Annotated in this window: 22 protein-coding genes and 1 tRNA gene; 16 read left to right on the forward strand and 7 right to left on the reverse strand. The window is 66.0% G+C overall.

Annotated elements, in window-relative coordinates:
* Positions 1-430: 430 nt before the first annotated feature.
* Positions 431-1,651, forward strand: coding sequence for an IS110 family transposase (locus tag ACWEOO_RS14820; RefSeq protein ID WP_452143563.1), 1,221 nt, complete (start codon positions 431-433; stop codon positions 1,649-1,651).
* A 215-nt stretch (positions 1,652-1,866) separates the two neighbouring features.
* Positions 1,867-2,346, forward strand: a complete 480-nt coding sequence (locus ACWEOO_RS14825; protein WP_452143411.1) for a hypothetical protein — start codon at positions 1,867-1,869, stop codon at positions 2,344-2,346.
* Positions 2,347-3,536: 1,190 nt separating this feature from the next.
* On the opposite strand, the gene ACWEOO_RS14830 is transcribed toward ACWEOO_RS14825, so the two are convergent.
* A complete protein-coding gene (locus tag ACWEOO_RS14830; protein WP_452143412.1) occupies positions 3,537-3,986 on the reverse strand; it encodes a hypothetical protein in 450 nt (149 codons plus the stop codon).
* Positions 3,987-4,161: 175 nt separating this feature from the next.
* Here ACWEOO_RS14830 and ACWEOO_RS14835 point away from each other — a divergent pair, with 175 nt between their 5' ends.
* Together ACWEOO_RS14835 and ACWEOO_RS14840 are read left to right on the forward strand one after the other, a co-directional pair.
* Positions 4,162-4,773: a hypothetical protein gene (locus ACWEOO_RS14835; protein WP_452143413.1), complete on the forward strand. Its 612-nt coding sequence runs from the start codon at positions 4,162-4,164 to the stop codon at positions 4,771-4,773.
* Positions 4,774-4,900: 127 nt separating this feature from the next.
* Entirely contained in the window at positions 4,901-5,359 is a 459-nt protein-coding gene (locus ACWEOO_RS14840) for a hypothetical protein (protein ID WP_452143414.1), read from the forward strand.
* Positions 5,360-5,449: 90 nt separating this feature from the next.
* On the opposite strand, the gene ACWEOO_RS14845 is transcribed toward ACWEOO_RS14840, so the two are convergent.
* Positions 5,450-5,773, reverse strand: a complete 324-nt coding sequence (locus tag ACWEOO_RS14845) for an Imm51 family immunity protein (protein ID WP_452143415.1) — start codon at positions 5,771-5,773, stop codon at positions 5,450-5,452.
* Between the two features lie 93 nt (positions 5,774-5,866).
* Between ACWEOO_RS14845 and ACWEOO_RS14850 the strand changes: the two genes are divergently transcribed.
* Positions 5,867-6,310 carry a WapI family immunity protein gene (locus ACWEOO_RS14850; protein WP_452143416.1) on the forward strand — a complete coding sequence of 148 codons (444 nt, stop codon included), beginning with the start codon at positions 5,867-5,869 and terminating at the stop codon, positions 6,308-6,310.
* Between the two features lie 80 nt (positions 6,311-6,390).
* On the opposite strand, the gene ACWEOO_RS14855 is transcribed toward ACWEOO_RS14850, so the two are convergent.
* A complete protein-coding gene (locus tag ACWEOO_RS14855) occupies positions 6,391-6,717 on the reverse strand; it encodes a hypothetical protein (protein WP_452143417.1) in 327 nt (108 codons plus the stop codon).
* Positions 6,718-6,809: 92 nt separating this feature from the next.
* On the opposite strand from ACWEOO_RS14855, the gene ACWEOO_RS14860 reads away from it, so the two are divergent.
* Entirely contained in the window at positions 6,810-7,298 is a 489-nt protein-coding gene (locus ACWEOO_RS14860) for a hypothetical protein (RefSeq protein WP_452143418.1), read from the forward strand.
* A 54-nt stretch (positions 7,299-7,352) separates the two neighbouring features.
* Positions 7,353-7,556 (forward strand): hypothetical protein, encoded by a 204-nt coding sequence (locus tag ACWEOO_RS14865; RefSeq protein WP_452143419.1) that lies wholly within the window; start codon positions 7,353-7,355, stop codon positions 7,554-7,556.
* 548 nt (positions 7,557-8,104) lie between these two features.
* On the opposite strand, the gene ACWEOO_RS14870 is transcribed toward ACWEOO_RS14865, so the two are convergent.
* Positions 8,105-8,563, reverse strand: coding sequence for a PH domain-containing protein (locus tag ACWEOO_RS14870; protein WP_452143420.1), 459 nt, complete (start codon positions 8,561-8,563; stop codon positions 8,105-8,107).
* Positions 8,564-8,908: 345 nt separating this feature from the next.
* Between ACWEOO_RS14870 and ACWEOO_RS14875 the strand changes: the two genes are divergently transcribed.
* A complete protein-coding gene (locus tag ACWEOO_RS14875; RefSeq protein WP_452143421.1) occupies positions 8,909-9,322 on the forward strand; it encodes a hypothetical protein in 414 nt (137 codons plus the stop codon).
* Here the strand turns inward: ACWEOO_RS14875 and ACWEOO_RS14880 are convergent.
* Complete coding sequence (locus ACWEOO_RS14880) at positions 9,300-9,827, reverse strand: hypothetical protein (protein WP_355700670.1); 528 nt, start codon at positions 9,825-9,827, stop codon at positions 9,300-9,302. The genes ACWEOO_RS14875 and ACWEOO_RS14880 overlap by 23 nt on opposite strands.
* Positions 9,828-9,947: 120 nt before the next feature.
* Here ACWEOO_RS14880 and ACWEOO_RS14885 point away from each other — a divergent pair, with 120 nt between their 5' ends.
* The 3 genes from ACWEOO_RS14885 (at position 9,948) to ACWEOO_RS14895 (ending at position 10,924) form a co-directional block, all read left to right on the forward strand.
* On the forward strand, positions 9,948-10,181 hold the full coding sequence (locus ACWEOO_RS14885; RefSeq protein ID WP_452143422.1) for a bacteriocin immunity protein: 234 nt from the start codon (positions 9,948-9,950) through the stop codon (positions 10,179-10,181).
* A gap of 113 nt (positions 10,182-10,294) precedes the next feature.
* On the forward strand, positions 10,295-10,471 hold the full coding sequence (locus ACWEOO_RS14890) for a hypothetical protein (RefSeq protein ID WP_452143423.1): 177 nt from the start codon (positions 10,295-10,297) through the stop codon (positions 10,469-10,471).
* Positions 10,472-10,606: 135 nt separating this feature from the next.
* Positions 10,607-10,924, forward strand: a complete 318-nt coding sequence (locus ACWEOO_RS14895) for a hypothetical protein (RefSeq protein WP_355691293.1) — start codon at positions 10,607-10,609, stop codon at positions 10,922-10,924.
* Between the two features lie 290 nt (positions 10,925-11,214).
* Here ACWEOO_RS14895 and ACWEOO_RS14900 read toward each other — a convergent pair whose 3' ends face one another.
* Positions 11,215-11,739 (reverse strand): hypothetical protein, encoded by a 525-nt coding sequence (locus ACWEOO_RS14900; RefSeq protein ID WP_452143424.1) that lies wholly within the window; start codon positions 11,737-11,739, stop codon positions 11,215-11,217.
* A gap of 263 nt (positions 11,740-12,002) precedes the next feature.
* On the opposite strand from ACWEOO_RS14900, the gene ACWEOO_RS14905 reads away from it, so the two are divergent.
* Together ACWEOO_RS14905 and ACWEOO_RS14910 are read left to right on the forward strand one after the other, a co-directional pair.
* Entirely contained in the window at positions 12,003-12,764 is a 762-nt protein-coding gene (locus tag ACWEOO_RS14905; protein WP_452143425.1) for a hypothetical protein, read from the forward strand.
* 1,104 nt (positions 12,765-13,868) lie between these two features.
* The gene (locus tag ACWEOO_RS14910; RefSeq protein WP_452143426.1) at positions 13,869-14,219 is read left to right on the forward strand and encodes a hypothetical protein; all 351 of its coding nucleotides are present in this window, start codon (positions 13,869-13,871) and stop codon (positions 14,217-14,219) included.
* Positions 14,220-14,475: 256 nt separating this feature from the next.
* Here ACWEOO_RS14910 and ACWEOO_RS14915 read toward each other — a convergent pair.
* A tRNA-Arg gene (locus ACWEOO_RS14915) sits at positions 14,476-14,548 on the reverse strand.
* A gap of 128 nt (positions 14,549-14,676) precedes the next feature.
* Here ACWEOO_RS14915 and ACWEOO_RS14920 point away from each other — a divergent pair.
* The 3 genes from ACWEOO_RS14920 (at position 14,677) to ACWEOO_RS14930 (ending at position 17,186) form a co-directional block, all read left to right on the forward strand.
* Complete coding sequence (locus tag ACWEOO_RS14920) at positions 14,677-15,231, forward strand: hypothetical protein (RefSeq protein WP_363707141.1); 555 nt, start codon at positions 14,677-14,679, stop codon at positions 15,229-15,231.
* Positions 15,232-15,366: 135 nt separating this feature from the next.
* Positions 15,367-15,957 carry a hypothetical protein gene (locus ACWEOO_RS14925; protein WP_452143427.1) on the forward strand — a complete coding sequence of 197 codons (591 nt, stop codon included), beginning with the start codon at positions 15,367-15,369 and terminating at the stop codon, positions 15,955-15,957.
* Positions 15,954-17,186 (forward strand): hypothetical protein, encoded by a 1,233-nt coding sequence (locus ACWEOO_RS14930; RefSeq protein ID WP_452143428.1) that lies wholly within the window; start codon positions 15,954-15,956, stop codon positions 17,184-17,186. Before ACWEOO_RS14925 ends, ACWEOO_RS14930 begins: the two co-directional genes overlap by 4 nt.
* Positions 17,187-17,422 lie beyond the last annotated feature (236 nt).

Consider the following 17,422-nt stretch of genomic DNA (forward strand, 5'->3'; position numbering starts at 1 on the left):
CACCCCTGACAGTTCGACCCCCATAGTTGCCCCGTCCCCCTGACAGCTGCCAACAAAGGTCAACGCGGCGCGGGTCAAGAGCCGGCCCGCCGACCACGAAGCGACGCCGTACGCGCTCTAATGGGTCTGCGGGCGCGGTTCGCGCCGCCGGTTTGGGTGATCACTTTGGCGCCCGGAGGCTTGGATCTCTTCGTTAAAAGGGTGGCTCCTGCCGGTGGCGGGCGCAGACTGCTGCTTGAGCCGCCGGCGGGATGACCACTTGAGCGCTCGGAGACCTTGGATCTCTTCGTCAAGACGGTGGCCCCGCCGGTCGCTGGAGACCGCGGACGGCTGGTGGGGTGTCGCGCCGTGAGCGCTGTCCATTAGGGCGCCGTGTGGCCTCCGCGGCTCACTCATCCAAGGCGGGCAGGGAGGAGGGAAGCGTTGAATGGTGATCTTCTGTGGGATCGACTGGGCCGAGCATCACCACGATGTGGCGATTGTCGATGCCGCCGGTCGGGTGATGACCAAGCGCCGGATCAGCGACGACATCACCGGGTTCACCCAGCTGACCGAGCTGTTGTGTACCTGTAGCGAGCAGGTGGCGGACGTGCAGGTGGCGCTGGAGACCGACCGTGGACTGTTGGTGGCGGCGTTGCGGGGCGGGGGCTATCGGGTATTCGCGATCAACCCGAAGGCGGTCGACCGGTACCGGGATCGCTACGCGGTCTCGGGCGCGAAGTCGGATGCGGCGGACGCTCTGGTGCTGGCGAACCTGCTGCGCACCGACGCGGAGCGGCATCGTGAGCTGGCGAATGATTCGGCACAGGTGGCGGCGATCGCGGTCGTGGCTCGCGCGCACCAAGACGCGGTGCGAGTCCGGTTACGTGACACCGGCCGGCTCCGGTCGTTGCTGCGCGACTTCTTCCCGGCCGCACTCACCGCGTTCCCGAACCTGACGACCAGGACGGCGATGCAGATCCTGGCGGCCGCACCGACCCCGAGCCAGGCCCGGGCGCTCCATCGCGACCAGATCCGCGCCCTGCTGGGGGCGGCGGGACGGATCTGTCTGCGGACCAGTGACGTGGAACGGCTGCACCAGGTCTTCGCCGCCGAGCAACTGCATCAGCCGCCCGAGGTGGAGGAGGCGATGGGCGTCGCGGTGCGGGCGATCGTCACCACGCTGATGGGCATCGACGCCGCGATCGCCGAGCTCGAGGCCGCGCTGGCGGCGCGTTTTGACAACCACCCGGACGCCGAGATCCTGCGTAGTCTGCCCGGACTCGGTGTGGTCCTCGGCGGCCGGGTGCTGGGCGAGTTCGGAGACGATCCGACCCGCTTCCTCGATCCTGCCAGCAGGCGCCGCTATGCCGGAACCGCCCCGGTCACCCGCGCTTCGGGTAAGTCCCGCGTCGTGCTGCTGCGGCGGGCTCGAAACCAGCGGCTGGCCGACGCCTGCCGCTGGTGGGCGTTCAACGCGATGCAGCACTCTCCCGGTGCGATGGCCTACTACCGCCGGCGTCGCGCCGCCGGAGACACCCACGAGGCAGCGCTTCGGCGACTGGGCAGCAAGCTCGTCGGGCAACTCCACCATTGCCTTGAACACCGCGAGTTCTACCGAGAAGACATCGCCTGGCCCAACGAGCCAACCGGCCACACGACCGCGGCCTGAGCCATCATCCGGATAGCCGCCAACCCACGGGTCGCAGCGGCGGTGTCAAGGGCTGCCGCCAGGCAGACGCGCAGCGTCGCGAAGCGCCCTTGACACGGTCGCGAAGACCCGCACAATCACCGGCGCCGGAAGGTGGCGCCACCCCACGCGCGCCGGGCAAACGAAGCGATCCTTGCCGCCGCTACGCTTATCGATCCATGAGACGAGTTCGGGCTGTGACCGGCTGGCTCATCATCGGCGGGGTTGCGGCACTCGTTGTCTGCGTTACCGTCCTCACGCTGGCTTCCCCATTTCCCGAGCGAGCACCCGACATCGCTGATCCGCGCGCCTGCTCGGGCAGCAACGTCGAACTCCAAGCCATCACCGCGGCCTTCGACATCGAACTGCCGCCCGATGTGGCGGAACTGCGCTTCCACTCCGATGTGCACCCGACGTTCGGCGAGCACACGCTGCGAATCTCGTTCCGGACCACGCCCGCAGGCCTGCGAACGCTCCTTGCCGCAAGCCGATTCGCCATGCCATCAACCGCCGCTCAGCAGAAACTCCCGGTACCGGATACATGCCCAGGGCCGGAGTCGTTCCGACGCCCGCTGATGACGGAGGACCAAACACCGGCCGGCGGCAGCCGAACCCTGGTCGTGGACACGTTCGATCCCGCTCATCCCCTCGTCTACATCCACGCAGTCGACTCATAGGCCGCCGAACCTGCACGCCCACAAACCGACCGGATTGCTCGGTCGCCACAACTTGCGATCCGACGACCGTGGGGTGTCTTGATGCGTGCCGTGCTGGCCGTACGATCGGGCGGCAGGGGGACGGGGCTACCCGCGGTCGACCGCCAGGACCTGGACGAGATCGACGCTTCTGGAAATAGGGAGATCTGGGTCCGTCTCCGCGCGGGGTGGGCGAGGTTCGGCCGACAGGCCGCATGGGCTCGCCCACCCCGCGCGGGGAGGCACGCCGAAGGCGCGCCCTTGATCCATAAGAGCCAAATTCAGCAAGGTGAGACACGACAGTCTGAAGTCTGAATTGTCCTCCGCCGGGTGGTGTGCGAGGTCGTCCGCCAGGTGATCTGCGAATGCGCGGATCGCGGCTACTTGAGAGTGAAACTGAGCCTCGCCACCTTTCGTGCTACGTCCTACTTATCGGACGGCCCTGCAGGGGGCTTTTGTCCAGGGCAGGGGGCACCGACGCCGATGGGCACTCGTCGGCTCTGATCGAGGATCTGGACAACAACCGCGTAGCAGCCAGGCCGGTCGGTCCAGTAGCCACCGGGATACCAAACCCACCCTGTGCGGGAGGAGAGCCTGCACGCCGTGGGCGGGACAACGACCGTCGAGGGGGTACCTGGTGAACCCCAACCGATGCGTAGGTGGCCCCGGTGTTCGGGTGCGACGCTCAATCGCCATTGGAGTCCGCCCTTGAACCCCAAGCCCGTCTTAGCGAAGTAGGCCAGCAGCGGCGACTCCGGAGCGGGCTGTCGGGCGGTTTGCAGGGCCGGCGCCTGCGGAGCCGGCAGCGCGACATAGTCGAGAACCACGAGCCGATCTGGTGTAGGAAGGTCGTCGCCAATCACATTGCAGTCCAGTGGGACACCCGTGTCGTAGCTGGGGCCGGATTGCGTGCCCTCCGCGGGCGAGGTCGTGGCCGCATGGTTCGACGGTGCCGAGCAGGCGGCAACGAGGACCAAGCCCGCACACATTGCATCTAGCACCCGCACTTGCTCACCATGACTCCTTCCTGAGCCGCCGCGCAATGCCAGGTCGTCGTGCGGGCACCGGATCCGGCCACTGGCTCGCCACCGCACGCACTCAATTCGGCTGGACGTTCAGACTGCGCGCCAGTCGCGGCCGGCGCCGATTGGGCTGCGCGGCCGGCGCTTGAGCTAGTGCAGGTCGAGTCCATCCAGGATGAGGTCGCCGGAGAGCAGGTATGCCACCGCGAGAGCAAAGAAGACAGCAGGGACTACTGGCGACCTGCGCGCCCGTCTCGTACGCAGGATCACATAGACGGGGAGAAGCAGGATGCCCCACCACGCGGAGACCCGAACGCCGGATCGGCGCAGCGCCGCAGAGTCTGCGGCGACTACGACCCAGTTCGTGAGCGCTGCGAAGAGGAGTGCCCCCATCGCGGCGTCGCTTGCGCCATACCCCGTGGCGGAGTCATTCGGGCCGAACAGTTCGAACGCGAGGACGTCATACACGAGCCATGTCACTGGCAGTAGGGCGAGGAACCATGCCGTGGCTGCTGCGCGCAACGTTGGTCGAGCTGGGGCCGTACGTGAACTGCCCGCGAGGTCCTCGCCTGCCACAGCCATGTTCTTGTCACCCTCCATCCGAGACACCCGGGAAGTTCGACCAGCCGCGCGCAGCTGACGCACTCAACTCGGCATGACCGCGCGGAAGCGGCAGATCCGTGCATTCGCACCGGCCAAGGTGAGTCATCTGCGGTCGACTCGCCGAGCTCGACTGCGGAAGGTTTGCACGGCCAGCACTGAGACCATGGGGGATGTGGACTACCGAGAGTTGCTCCGCCACGTGCGGCTTCGGCCGGGCATGATCTTTGGACGGTCGGGGCTGACCTATGAGGAGCTTGTCAGGTTCGTCATTGGCCTGCAGCATGGCCGACCCGACCAGCTGTCCGGGTTCAGGGAGTTCCTCGTCCTCAAGCTGAACGACGGGGACAATCTTGGCTGGCCGGCCCTGGTGAGGCGGCTCGTCGTACCGCACGCCGGTCGCCCGCTCAGTCCGGAGGATGACCAAGCTGCGGTGCATGGTCTCCTCGATCTCCTGGATGAGTTTCTGGCCGAGACTGCCGGGTCGGGCTCACGCGCGATCGATCGCGAGTACCTCCTCTGGCTGCAGCAGCAGAGCTGGTACAACCTGGAGCTGGCAAGATTCGACAGCAGCCCAGCTCCTCGGATGCTCACGCTGGACGAGGCGGCAGACCAGCTGGGCCTGGAGCGTGAAGCGGTCTTCGACTGGATGGCGTCCCGCAGGTTGCGATCATTTCGTGTCGGTGCGGAGCTTCTCCTCCGTGAGGGCGACGTTGCCCAGCTTCGGGCACGCACCGGCCCTAACGAGCATCAGTCGTCTGGACCGGACAACCGATCGTCGGCATAAGCGAGCGCTCGGACAGCGGCAGATGAGTAAACGTGTCTCGATACCGTTGGTCCCTCAGACGCCCTCCGGAGAAGCGATGACTCTTCCACCATTGATCCTCGCGGGCGGGCCCGCGGTAGGAAAGAGCGTGACGGCGCGTGCGCTGGCGGAAGGTCGTCCAAGGTGTGCTTTCATCGATGTGGATGACGTACGCCAGCTCGTCGTCACCGGGGCTGCCGCTCCGTGGGAGGGAAGGGAAGGCCGGGAACAGCAAAGGCTCGGTGTGACCAACGCCTGCAGCCTGGCCCGCAATTTCCTGGCCATGGGCATTGAAGTCGTCGTCGCTGACGTGCTCACGCCAGAGACCTGCGACTTGTACAGACGGGAGCTACCCGGGTGTCTGATCGTGCATATGACGGTGGGCCTGCCGGAAGCGATGCGGCGTGCGGCGTCCCGCAAGGTCTGGCTGACTGACGATGAGTTCCGAATGCTCCACGAGGTGGACGCGGCGAACCCCCCGGATGCCGACCATCGCATCCAAGTAGACAAACTCGGCTTGCAGAACCAGACCGACAAGGTGGCAAGCCTGTGGGGAGCACGTCGATGATGCACTCAGGAAGCATCTGAGATGACGGACAGCACGACCGCACATCGGCATGTGCGCGCTTCACCGACAGCGGTATGATCGCGCGACTCGTCAGTCGTCGAATTCGAAACCTTCGGACTCGGCTCGTGCGATCACCTCACGAACGACGTCCGGACTGGCGAGCACAGGTTCGAGCAATGTCTGCAGTTGTGCGAGGTCGCTGCGCTGGCCGGCAGCGCTGAACATGCCCGCTTCGGAGTCCAACTCGAGGCCATGAACCAGTTCGGGAGCCAGAACCGTCGCGACACCCTCCCAGAAGTAGCCGTTTGGCTCATGGCCTGCTGCGCTGACTGCCACGTCCGCGGGAAGCTCGCCGCAGTAGAACGTGAGCGAGTGCCCACCGTCGATGTCGAGGATCTGTGAGTGCAGCGTCATGTGGCGAGCATAAGGCCCCGCGGTGGCGGCGCACCCTCCGACCCGAGCGGATCGCGGCTGCTTGTTGGGAGCGCGGACTGAGACGATCGGGCGGTGGAGAACAGTCTGGTCCTCGGCGCTCTTGACGCTGAGCATCTCGCCATCAGCGTGCTCGGTCGTCCCCATCAGGGCGCCTCCGACTACTGGGACGGGAACTGGATCCGCTCCACGATCAAGGTGCGTGCAGGAGGCTTCACCGCGGACGTCAGTGCTGATCTCCGGACAGACGAACTACAGAGGCTGGCTGAGGGATTGAAGTTCATCAACGACAACCTCTTCGGCACCGCGGTCTTGCAGAGCATGGAGCACTGGATTGATCTGACGATCGAATGCAAGCCGAACGGAAGCCTGAGGGTGTCCGGCGAAGTCATGGACCGGCCCGGCGTAGGGAACCGGTTGGCCATCGAACTGCACGACCTCGATCAGACGCACCTACAAGCCTGGCTGTCCCAGCTAACCGAGATCGAACGAGCCTTCCCGATCATTGGCCGGCCCTGACCACCACCCGCTCAACGTCCCCAACTCGGCAGTTCCGTGCTTCACGGACAGCTGCATGAGTGTGCTGCCGAGGCGTAGGTCTATCTCCTCATGGCTGTCGCAAGCAGTGGGCCTGCGTGCTCCTCAACGAGAGGCACCCACTCGGGCCAGTCCAACGTCCGACCAAGGAGGCGTATTGCAGTCCAGTACTCGATCATGGTGTCAGTGGACTGCAGCAATCGCTCAATCCAGGCGAAGACGTCGCGCAGGGCAGCCGGGTCGCCAATGGCGTTGGGCATTACATCGTGGCGGAACACCCAGTCAACGCGCCCCGCGGCATCTGCGCCGGCGTCGGCCGCAAGAGCGGCGGCTGCCTGGGGAAAGGTCCTAAGGAACTCCGATTCGATGTTGTCGCTCGTGAGGAGCACGGCGACACGCTAGCTCAGGTCGGGTCTACTCATTGTGGGCGTTACCAACAGCGGCATGTCTGGATGGTCTCGTGGCGTCCTAGTCTCCTGCCATGGGGAAGAGCAAGGTCGATTTCCGCGGGCAGTCGTTCTGGACTCGCGATGCGGCGGTGAGCGTCGTACTTGCGCTGCTCGTGGCCGAGCTTGACCCCGTGACCCCGAGTGAACCTGAACTCGACGCCTTGTTGGACCGATGGGCGCTCAACGCTGCCCTTTGTGTCACGGGGGCCGTGGACGCAGCGCTGGACGACTACGTGACGAACGATCACATCGTCGAACTCATCCATGCCGCGATTCCGCTCATCCAGGACCGCCTCGTCGGCGACGCCCTGGTCGTGGTGACAGATCCCGCCTTCGTGCGTCGTGCCGCCGCTGTCGGCGTGGACCCGCTGGTCGAGGCGCCTGCGGCGCTTGGTTCCTGGGTTCGCAAGGTCCTGGGTGCCCTGGACGAATTGCTCGCCGGCCAGCTTCCCGAAGTACCCGGAGGCTATTGGTGGGTAGACGATCAAGGCCTCGGCCCCACTCGCATGCACGACTCGTGAGCCTGTGACCGGGCAGTCGTCTGACATCATCCATTGCGTGGCAACCTGCTCGAGGTGATCGCAACGCTCGATGGCATTCCGGACGGCGATCCGTACGAGGTTGAGCCCACGATCTTCATGCGCAAACCCTGGACCGCGTACTCCGAAGCGGTCGTGCTGAACGAGGATGCGGTCAACGGCGTGGCCCCGAGCGCTCCGGACTTCACGTATCCTCCTGGAGGTCGACCTGGCCAAGGAGGTCATCAGAGTCTGGAGTGAGTGGCGAGGTGGTGCAGTGCCGACCTCGGAGCAAGCTACGCAGGCGGTCATCTTCTACGGGGAGCACGACGCGTATCAACGGTCTGGCTGGGTGGTGGCACTACCCGGTAGGATCTGGTTGCCAGTAGACGGTGACCGACCACCAGGGCCCGTTCTCGGTGATCTCTGAACTTACTGTCAAATCCAGGATGTCCATGGGGTCGATCCGCTCGTCCTCGATCAGCCCGGCCACCCGATGGAGCAGCAAGGGCAGGTTAGTCTCCTCAGGCCCGCGTGGGTTCGCAATTGAGACGTGCCTGCATCGCGGTTCGGACGTGGTCCCCATTTGCTCATTGTCGTTGGCGACTGCCCGGGCCTCCGCGTAGGCGCGCCCGAAGGCGACGCGGCTCATCGGTGGGCCCGAACTTCACGGTCGGCGGCAGATCCGTGCGTTGCGGGCTGGGTGACGTTGAGGGTCACTCGTAGCCCATGACGGCGGCTGGCCGAACGGCCCAATCGCGGCGAGGCGTCCAGCCGCCGAGGGGATGGGCGTGCAAGTCGGTTAGCGATCAGCTGCGGGCCTCTTCGGCCCATCGTGTGATTTCGTAGGCCGCACCGCCGGGTTCGGGTTGCCAGCCCGAGCTCAACTCGGTCGAGGTCAGTTTCGGTGCCAGGAACGCAAACGCCGTGCTGCCGTCCCGTAGCTGGATGACGAGTCCGAAGTAGTTGAACCGCGCAGAGACCACCTCCGCGCGGGCGATCCTGCGGCCACCGATCGGGTAGCGGATGACCAGCTCGTGCGCCGTGATCCGGACTGTCGGCCGCGTCACCGTCACCGTCATGATGCCGAACGCCAGGAGCGCTGGCCACATTTCTCGGATGGGCCAATTCGCGCTATCGATGACCGTGACGAGCGTTGCACCCAGGAACGGCAGGCCGAGGAAGATCCGGGTCCACCGGTTGTTGCCCCAGGCCTGTTCCTCCCGCACCGTTTCCTGCGCGGCCTCGTCAGGCGGTTTGTCATCCACGGATGCAGTGTGACAGGAGGCTCCTGGCAGCGAAACGCGCCATCGCCACGCCTGCACATCACGCTGATGAACTCGCATGACCGGCTGCCTGATTGGGCCGCGGTTGGAGCACGGCCACTGACATGCGGTCAGCCCGTCAACATCGACAGCCTTCAAGCTCGGCGCTCAGTTGCGCGAGCATGACGTCCTGATCTCGGCATGTGAGTGCGCGGACAGCGGCAGATGAGTGAACCGCGGAGCCGATCCGGGTCCCGGGCATTCTCGCCTTTACCGCACACCGAGCGGCCGGTGCAGCGATGCTTCGCACGGCCTGGCCTGATGCTCGGAGTGCCCTAGACTCCCGCGGTGACCGCACAGGACCAGTACCGACGCATGCTCAAGGAATGCATTACCCCGGCCCTGCGCGAACAGGGCTGGCGAGGAGGTTCCGGCAAGTACTACCTGGACGGCACGACCGGCCACGTCGGAAGCCTGCAACTGTCAGGCCACCATGCCCGGTCGACCGCACAGATGCGCACCTTCCACGTGCACGTCGGCGTGGTGTCACGGTATCTGCAGGAGTTTCGGGAAGGCACCGGGAGAAAGCCGATGACGAAGCGACCCTCGTATGCGCTGGATCATGACTGGTTCGCCGAGGTCGCCAGCTTCACGATCACAAGCGAGGACGATCCGCTGGAGATGGGCCGCTTCGTGTGGATGATCGTGGAAACGCAGGCCATCCCAACTTGCGTACGGCTCAGCCGGGCGGGTCGAAGGTGATGTCAGCCGTCCGGAACGCCTCGGACCCATCACTCGGCGCGACAACCACGAGGAAGTCCGGCAACGCGTTAGGTACCGGCAGACCGTCAGGGCCACGCCCGCCAGGTTCCTCGTCCCAGGCCACAATGGATGCCCGAACGGAGTAGCGCCCTGGAGCAAGCGGCAGTGTGACAGGGCTGGACTGCGCATCGCCGACGGCCTCGATTCCGCTCAGGAAGATGGGTCCGCCATCAGCCACGAGAAGGTAAGGCTCGCTGGTCACAACTGTGTACCGGACCTCGCGCTCCGTCGCGGCGTCCGGGGCTACCGCAACGCGCACGCCGAACGCTCCGTCCCCTTGGATACCGATCGGGATCAGCTCACCCGACTGGATTGCCTCGGAGAGCCGTTCGTTGACACGCTCCTCCCAAGCGTCGTACCCGCCGATGTCGGCGAAGGCGGATCCCCGCCACAGCGCGAGCATTCCGGCGTCAGTGGCAACCGTTACTACGTGACCGTTCGGCACGAAGAGGAACGTACACGGTCCGGAGATGAGGTCCGCTCATCGGCACGAGCTTCACTCTCTGCGGCAAATCAGTGGGCCGCCTGGCATGATCGGCCAGCCCATCGAAATCGGAGACGACTCATGGGCGCTTCGCCAAGCCAGCGTGCTGAACTCATCCGCATCGTGGGCCGGATCATGACAGGCGACTACGCTGGCGAGGAGGAAGCCGATCGCCTCGTTGCCGAGTTCCGGGCCGCTGTGCCGCATCCTCGCGCTGCTGACCTCATCTTCTGGCCGAACGATGAGTTCGATCACGATCCAACCCCGCAGGAGGTCGTCGACCGGGCCTTCGCCTACCGCGCGATCGAACTATGAGTGATTCTTCGGTGTGCAGGCAGCAGGATTGCGGGCGAGCGCAAATCGGCATGACCGTGCGCGGATCGCGGCTATGAGTGCAGGTTGGCTTGCGCGGCCCGAGAATGCTCAACATGGATGAATCTGCCAAGGCGGAATTGCTTCTGCACCTGGAGACGTGGAGCGATCAGGACGAGCCATTGGTCGAGGCCATCGGCGACACGCTCGCACGGTGGCAGCGCGCGGACTCCCAGGAGCAGGCACGGCGAGTCGTCAGCACCTTGATCGATGTCTTCGAGCGTGATTTGTAGGTCGTCGGCGGAGGACCGCATTGCGGCATGAGAGTGCGACTGAGGTCTCGGGACCCGCCCACTACTTGACCGCCTTGACGGCGCGAGAGCCACGCAACGGAGGCCATCACCATGGCGCATCGGTAGGGTACACAGGTGACCGACCGTGTGATCGTTGACGAGGACGGCGTCTGGCTGACCGATTCCGGTACGACCTTTGGCTACCCCTGGTCGGAGCTGACGGGGGCGGGCATCTCCGTGTTGCTGCTGCCGCCGGACGACGAACGCCTCATCACGTTGGACGTTGACCATGTCAGCGGTGATTTCCTGTCGATCACCGATAGGGTCGCGGGATTCAAGGAATCGGTTGACGCGCTCGTGGCGCGGAGCGGAGGCGAGCCGCCAAACCTGGCGACACTCTCTCCGGAGGACACCATCAACATCGCGTTGGTTGGCGAATCTCCCTCAGCGTAGGTGTATCGCCACCTTGACGGCGCACGAGCATCGCGACTGGCGACATCCTCACATCGGCACATCCGTGCGTTGGCCGGCGCCCGCAGTGGGTCGCGAGAGGCCTAGCCTGTCGCACATCAGCTGACGGAGATGTGCCGCGGATCTGTTGGCGGATCACGGTCTGAAGTCTGAAGGCCGCCAGGTCCTGCGTCGACTGATGCGCGCTACCCGTCCGCCAGGTCATGTGCGACGGTCTGAAGCGCTGATCGGGACACGTGCGGAGGGGGCAGCCGATGAGCGTGCGTGGCGCATCAGGTGTCGAGGGTTTTCTGGGGCGGATCAGCCTCGAGCCCGGGCAGAGTCTCAAGGAAGTAGACCTGGTAAGGCGAGCATCGTCGCCGAATTGCCTCGGCCACGGACTGCGTCCAGGGGTTCAATACGACGCCGACCTCGCCCGGTCGAGCAGCGAGGAACTCGACTCCCTTGACTGCGTCATAGGCTGTGAGATCGAGTGCAACTCGCTGCCGCTGGGCGGATTCGACGGCGTCGTGCTGTCGATCGATGGGAGAACCAATGGTTCGTTCGGAGTCGTTCCGGTCGCGCACAGCTCGTTCTCGGAGGAACCTCACTGGGTGGCGAAGGGGCCACGATGGTTCTACGACAGTGCGCGCGATCTCGAGCAGGGACGACTGTGGCCAGATGACTCCGTCCGCAGCCAACGCCTGACGGAGCACTTCGGCGGCATCGGTGACGCTGGGCCTCGGTCGGGCGCGGCGGAGGGCGGCGAGAGCGACGTCAAAATGATCGAGCCCAGCCGCTTCACGGTTGTCGGTCACCGTTTCACCCCGCTCAGTAGACCCATCCATTCCACTGTGGCAGAGCGGCACATGTGGGTCATCCGCCTGGACCATCTCCGCCTGCACTCATGCGCGCAGTCTGACGGGTCAGACCGGGTTGTGGTGTGCCGCCCGGCGCACAGCTCGACGAGATGGTCCCCATTCCGGTGCGGCCACATGCGTCGCGCAATGCCGGGGATCGGCCTGCGGATTTGCGGCTTGTGCGCCCGACAACGTTGACCTGGCGCGCCTACCATCGACTCGTGAAGGTGGCTGATCGTGCACGCCAAGCCGGGACCGCGTCGCTGTTGGCACGCGATTGGAAGCAGTTCGTCGTAGATCCAAGTCCGAGCGTGCGTCGCGCACTGGCTGCGCGCAGGGATGTGCCGAGTTGGGTGCTCCAACGCTTGGCCGGCGACAGTGATCGTCGGACCAGACAAGCAGTGGTCGGCAATCCGGGTTGTCCGCCCGAACTGCTGCTTGCCTGCTTGGGAGACGCAGATCGGCAGATTCGTTGGGACGCAGTTCAGCATCCGAATGCCGACCGAGCTGTTCGACAAGCCGCGGTTCGGTCACCTGACAGGGAGACCAGATGGGCTGCGGCCCAGCTGCGTGACCTGGAACCCGATCTGATCCAGGCCGTCATTGCAGACCCTGACTGGCAGGTTCGCGAGCAACTGGCGACGAGCACACACAGCGCGAGCGTCCTGGAGGCCGTCATGCAGGACCCAGATGCGCGTGTGCGCGGCGAGGTTGCTCTCAACGAGCTGGCAACAGAAGACCAACTGCGGAGACTTGCCGAGGACTCCAACGCCGCGGCCCGGGCCAAGGTTGCCGCACGCGACGTGCTTCCAGACGATGTTCAACGCCGGCTCGCGGAGGACAGATCAGGGACGGTTCGATGGTGGCTCTGTGTCTCCCATGACAGAGATATTGCCCTCATGAGAAGGATGATCGCCGACTCGGACGAGCTGGTCGCCAGCCACGCAATGACCGCCCTTGGGGAGCTCACTCGCGACAGTTGACTCCACAGCGAATCCCGCCTGAGCAGTTCAGGACATTCTCGGGCACGCTGACGCCCGTACGACGAAGGTCATCTACGTCGACGTGGCCGAGGAATTGCAGCATGATGCCGTGGACAAGCTCGGGTTTCTCTTCGAGGAGCGCGAGGGTGACGTTGGTGTACGGCTACCGTTTGGACATGACCGCTGATCCGCCTTGGCTAGTAGCCGTAGCCACTCTGTTTCTCGCGGCTGTCAGCTGGTGGGCACCGATCCGCGAGATGGAGGCTCCGTGGCCAGCGATGGTGGGCTTTTACGGTGGATTCTTCGGTGCCGCAATCGCGGGCGATGCCGGGCACTGGCTGCTGGCACAGCTTGGTCTCGCGGTGGCGGTAGTAGCAACTGCGTGGCTCGTAGCGCGATGGTGGGTGGCCAGGCGGCGCGGGAAGTTCGGAGACGGTTCCGCGAGACACCGCCGGTCGCGCCCTGGAGAACTCTAAGTCCTGACGCGGAATCTCGCCCGCAACTGCCCCCTTGCGTCTTCGGCCGCCACCGTCGCTCAAGGAACTCTCGCCAGAACGGGACAGTCGCCTGCGGCTGCCCTTCTGGCTCCGAGCGGTCGAGACCCGGCCCGGCCGAGAGCTCTTGGTAGACGTAGTCCAGCAGGTTTAGTCCGTAGAAGATGATGTCGGTCTGGTGCATGGAGAGCACGGGGTGGCCGGAGGCGCCGCGCCCGGCCGGCAGGTACCGGTGGGAGTACACCGGCACCAGCTTCGGAACCGTGGCAGTGACGTTGGGGTCAATCGGGGGGCAAGAGGGCGGCGAGCACGACAGCCGCCTTCTCTGCCGTTGCCTCCGGAAGACACAAAGGCCCAGGTCAGCGAGTGTCTGCCTGGGCCTTCGGGTTTGCACGCTCGGAGGGATTCGAACCCCCAACCTTCTCATCCGTGGTCGAGCTCCGAGCGTCCGTCCCTGTCCACTGCGCGCCTGGGCGTGGATGCTGATCTAGCGAACTGTCCACGGTTGTCTGGCCCGATCTGTGTCCGCTGTTGGCAAGTCCGTTAGCAGGGCGCTCGTGTCCCGCTGACAGACTGCCGCCGACGGTTCGACCGAGCGAAGGCGCCAAGAATGACCGATAAGCGCGAGATGTTCCGGCACTTGCCGTTTCCTTTCGAGGACCAGCTCTTCCCCAGCAACCTGGGCGCCCTCGTGCAAAGGACAGTGCTCTCGGGGGAGCAGCCTGCGCGAGAGGTGATCCACGCACCCGACGGCTCCTGGCTCATCAGCGACGCTGTCGACGATCCGAACCCGCCTGGTGCGTCGGTTGTCACGCACATCACTCACGTGATCGAGACGAATAGCTCCATCGCTCAGCTAGCCACCATGCCCCCGGGCCACATTGCCCAGCGGTCCGGACCAGGCGACCCGTGGCGCATCGCGGACCTGGATGGTTGGGAGGAGTCGGACTACCCGCGGTAGCTCTAGCAGCTTCCCGTCTGCCGTTCAGCCCACGCGTAGCGCGATCAGGAGACGCCAGAGGGGCCAAGATGGAGCGCCTCGCCGGACGAACGATCTTGACCCCGACTGGCTGCCTACTCGGGTGCTCGGCGTGGAGAGCTGCTGAACCTCCGCTGGCCGGCCGTGGGCTGGAAGGCACCAGCAGAGGCGTTGGCAAGAACCACCCCGGAGGGAGCGAAACCCCAGGTCACGACCTTATGACCTGGGGTTTTGTTTGCGCGCTCGGAGGGATTCGAACCCCCAACCTTCTGATCCGTAGTCAGATGCTCTATCCGTTGAGCTACGAGCGCTGGACAACGTCGAGTAACGATACATGGCGGGGGCGGGTGGATGCCAATCGGCTCTCGCAACGAGGTCGTGACGGTGGTGGGGTGCGGCGTGGCGGGGGGTGGGGAGGTGGCGGCTCTACGATCCGCGGATGGGTATTGAGGACTTGCTCGGTGGGCGGGATCTGGGGGACGTGAAGAAGGCCGTCGGGTTCGTGATGGAGAACTCGGACGACTTCCAGAAGGTGCTGGATCTGGTCCGCGGGCTGCCGGACGACGCGGTCGGGTTTCTCGGGAAGCTGCCGGAGTTGCTGAAGACGATCGGGGCGGGGCTCGCGGAGGCCGGTGAGCAGGCGGCGAAGGCGGCCGGGGCGCTCGTGGGCGAGGACGGGGAGGGCGGGGCGCGGAAGGCGCTGAGCGGGAGCGCGACCACGATGAGCGCGGCCAAGGACCGGCTGCACGACGCGGCCGGGATGCTCGCCGGGCTCGCGGGTGAGCTGGACAAGATCCCCGGGATCGGCGACGCGGCGGCGAAGAAGCTGAACGACGGCAGCGGGCAGATCGGCGGCGTCGCGACCGAGATCGAGAGCCTGGCCGGCAACCTGCAGGACCTGTCCGGCATCCTCGCGACGGTCGGCGAGGCCCTGAATGGCCTCGGCACGAAGCTCACCGAGTCCGGCGGCTCGGTCAAAACTCTGCTCGCCTGAGGCCTGGGAACACCCGTCGGTGTCTGACGACAAGCAATAGCCTGTTCCCAGACACCGTCGCGTGTCTCGTGACGGAACCGCGACACGGCGGTCTTGCGCGCGTGGGAGGACCCTGGCGTGGTTAGGGTCGCGGGCATGGCTAGTCGACTGGTGCGGGGGACCGCGATCGGGTGTGGGATGGCCGCGCTGGTGGGCGGAGGGGTCGGTTTCGCGGTCGGCGAGCCGGTGACGCCGGAGGACATCCTCCCGGCGCGGGTGCTGCCGGCCGATCTGTGCGCACGGATCGGCGACGTGGCGAACCTGTTGCCGAAGGCATCGGACGGGCCGGTGACGATGACCCAGGGCGGGACCACGACCGTCACCTGCACGGCGGGCAGCTCCCGCGCGAAGGTGCGGGCGTACACGTCGGCGAGCGTGCAGGTCACGATCACGGCGTACGGCGGGAAGGACGCCGGCGCGGGGAACGCGCCGTTCACGCCGGACCAGGTGGCGAGCCGGACGTTCACCCGGTCGCCGCTGAAGGCGTACGACGAGAACCGCCCGTACCCGACGAAGGTGAGCCGGACCGCGAGCGGACTGGCCGGTGAGACCTGGAGCGTCCACACGATGGTGCAGCGCGCCGACGTCGTCGTCCTGGTGGACTACACGGCCAACCCGATCGACGCGGACCCCGCGCAGAAGGCGGCGCTGGCGCTGGCGGACCGAGCGATCTGGGAGAGCAAGTGAGCAACAGCGCGCCAGAGATCCCGGGCTATCAGTTCGACCAGCGGATCCTGCTGCACCCGCTGGCGGAGTTGTGGCACGGCCGGACGTTCACCGGGATGGACGTCGTCGCGCTCGTCCTCAGCGACGAAGGCGCCCGGAACGCGACGGTCGTCGACCGGCTGACCCGGGCGAGCCGCGACGCCGCGCTGGTGCCCGGTCGGCAGGAGACTCCGCTGTGGGCGGCGAACTTCAGCGCCGGCCGTCCGTACGCGATCACGCAGCTCGTCCACGGGCAGACCGGCGCCGAGCGCCTGGTCGACCCGCTCGACGGGGTGCTCGGCAACGACGAGGAGTCGCTGCAGGCGGTCCGCACCCAGCTCGCCGGGTACGGCGCGACGCCGCCGACGCTGCCGCCCGGCGACACCAGCGCCCCGCGGGGCGACATCCCGTCGTACGTCGACCGCCCCGACCAGGCGACGCCGCACGACGAGCAAGGCGAGCAGGACGAGCAGCCGCAGTCGAAGATCGAGATCGCCCGGCAGTACCGGCGCAAGATCGGCGCCTGGGTCTACGCCGTTGTCGCGGTCGCGGTGCTGATCGTGTTCAGCATCGCGTACTCGATCGGCACCGCGATCGGCGGCGCCGTGAAGGACGAGCCGGGCGAGGCGGCCCCGGCGGCCGCGGTCAGCCCGGAGCCGATCCCGTCCACCGTCCTGATCCCGCCGATCAACCGCGTCACGACCGCGCCGTACAAACGCCCCGACGGATCGGCCGGGATCTTCGGCGCCACCTACGCAGCCGGCGCCGACGTTCAGATGGTCGCGAACGCCGAGCTGCCGTTCGCGCTCGGCTGGCCGCGGCCGCCGGAGGTGGCCTTCCTGGGCGAGTCGTCGCAGCTGATCCTGCGGCGGATCGTGACCAAGAACGACTACGAGCCGGGCGGCCTGAAGAACGCGATGAAGGCGCAGTTCGCGCTGCACCCGTGCGCGAGCCTGGCGGGGTGCGTGGCGGACCGGCCGGCCTTCGACCAGCAGTGGACGAAGATCTACAAGACCACGGCGCCGGCGGCCGCGAAGGACTCACGGACCTGGCTGACGGTGTCGGCGAAGGCGCCGTACACGATCACGATGACGCGCGCGTTCCAGAGCGGCGGGCAGTATTGGCTGGTCGGCGCGATGGTCGTCGGCCAGACCGCCGAGGCGCCGGACATCCAGAGGGTCGTCAACGACATCTGGCGGCAGACCAGTTGATCCGCCGCAAAATCTCCTGAACGGCCCGCGCGAAACAGCGCGGGCCGTTCTCTTTTTCACAAGCGACACCGGAAAGCGATTGTCGCGAAAACTTTGTGACCGGGTTCACGTTCTCGGGGTTCTCAGCACCCAGCCGGTTCGCGTACCGTAGTACCACTTGCGCACTGGTATACGTCCACTGGACGCACTGGTCTGCGAGAGATCACACCGCCAGCCAGCTGGATCGAACCGCCGGA

This window comes from Kribbella sp. NPDC004138, from assembly GCF_053603655.1.

Coding starts and splice junctions, on each gene's coding strand:
- ACWEOO_RS14830 (WP_452143412.1), bottom strand. CDS start 3,986: ATGGAGGGTGACAAGAACATGGCTGTGGCAGGCGAGGACCTCGCGGGC.
- ACWEOO_RS14845 (WP_452143415.1), bottom strand. CDS start 5,773: ATGACGCTGCACTCACAGATCCTCGACATCGACGGTGGGCACTCGCTC.
- ACWEOO_RS14860 (WP_452143418.1), top strand. CDS start 6,810: ATGGGGAAGAGCAAGGTCGATTTCCGCGGGCAGTCGTTCTGGACTCGC.
- ACWEOO_RS14885 (WP_452143422.1), top strand. CDS start 9,948: ATGGGCGCTTCGCCAAGCCAGCGTGCTGAACTCATCCGCATCGTGGGC.
- ACWEOO_RS14890 (WP_452143423.1), top strand. CDS start 10,295: ATGGATGAATCTGCCAAGGCGGAATTGCTTCTGCACCTGGAGACGTGG.
- ACWEOO_RS14910 (WP_452143426.1), top strand. CDS start 13,869: ATGACCGATAAGCGCGAGATGTTCCGGCACTTGCCGTTTCCTTTCGAG.
- ACWEOO_RS14920 (WP_363707141.1), top strand. CDS start 14,677: ATGGGTATTGAGGACTTGCTCGGTGGGCGGGATCTGGGGGACGTGAAG.
- ACWEOO_RS14925 (WP_452143427.1), top strand. CDS start 15,367: ATGGCTAGTCGACTGGTGCGGGGGACCGCGATCGGGTGTGGGATGGCC.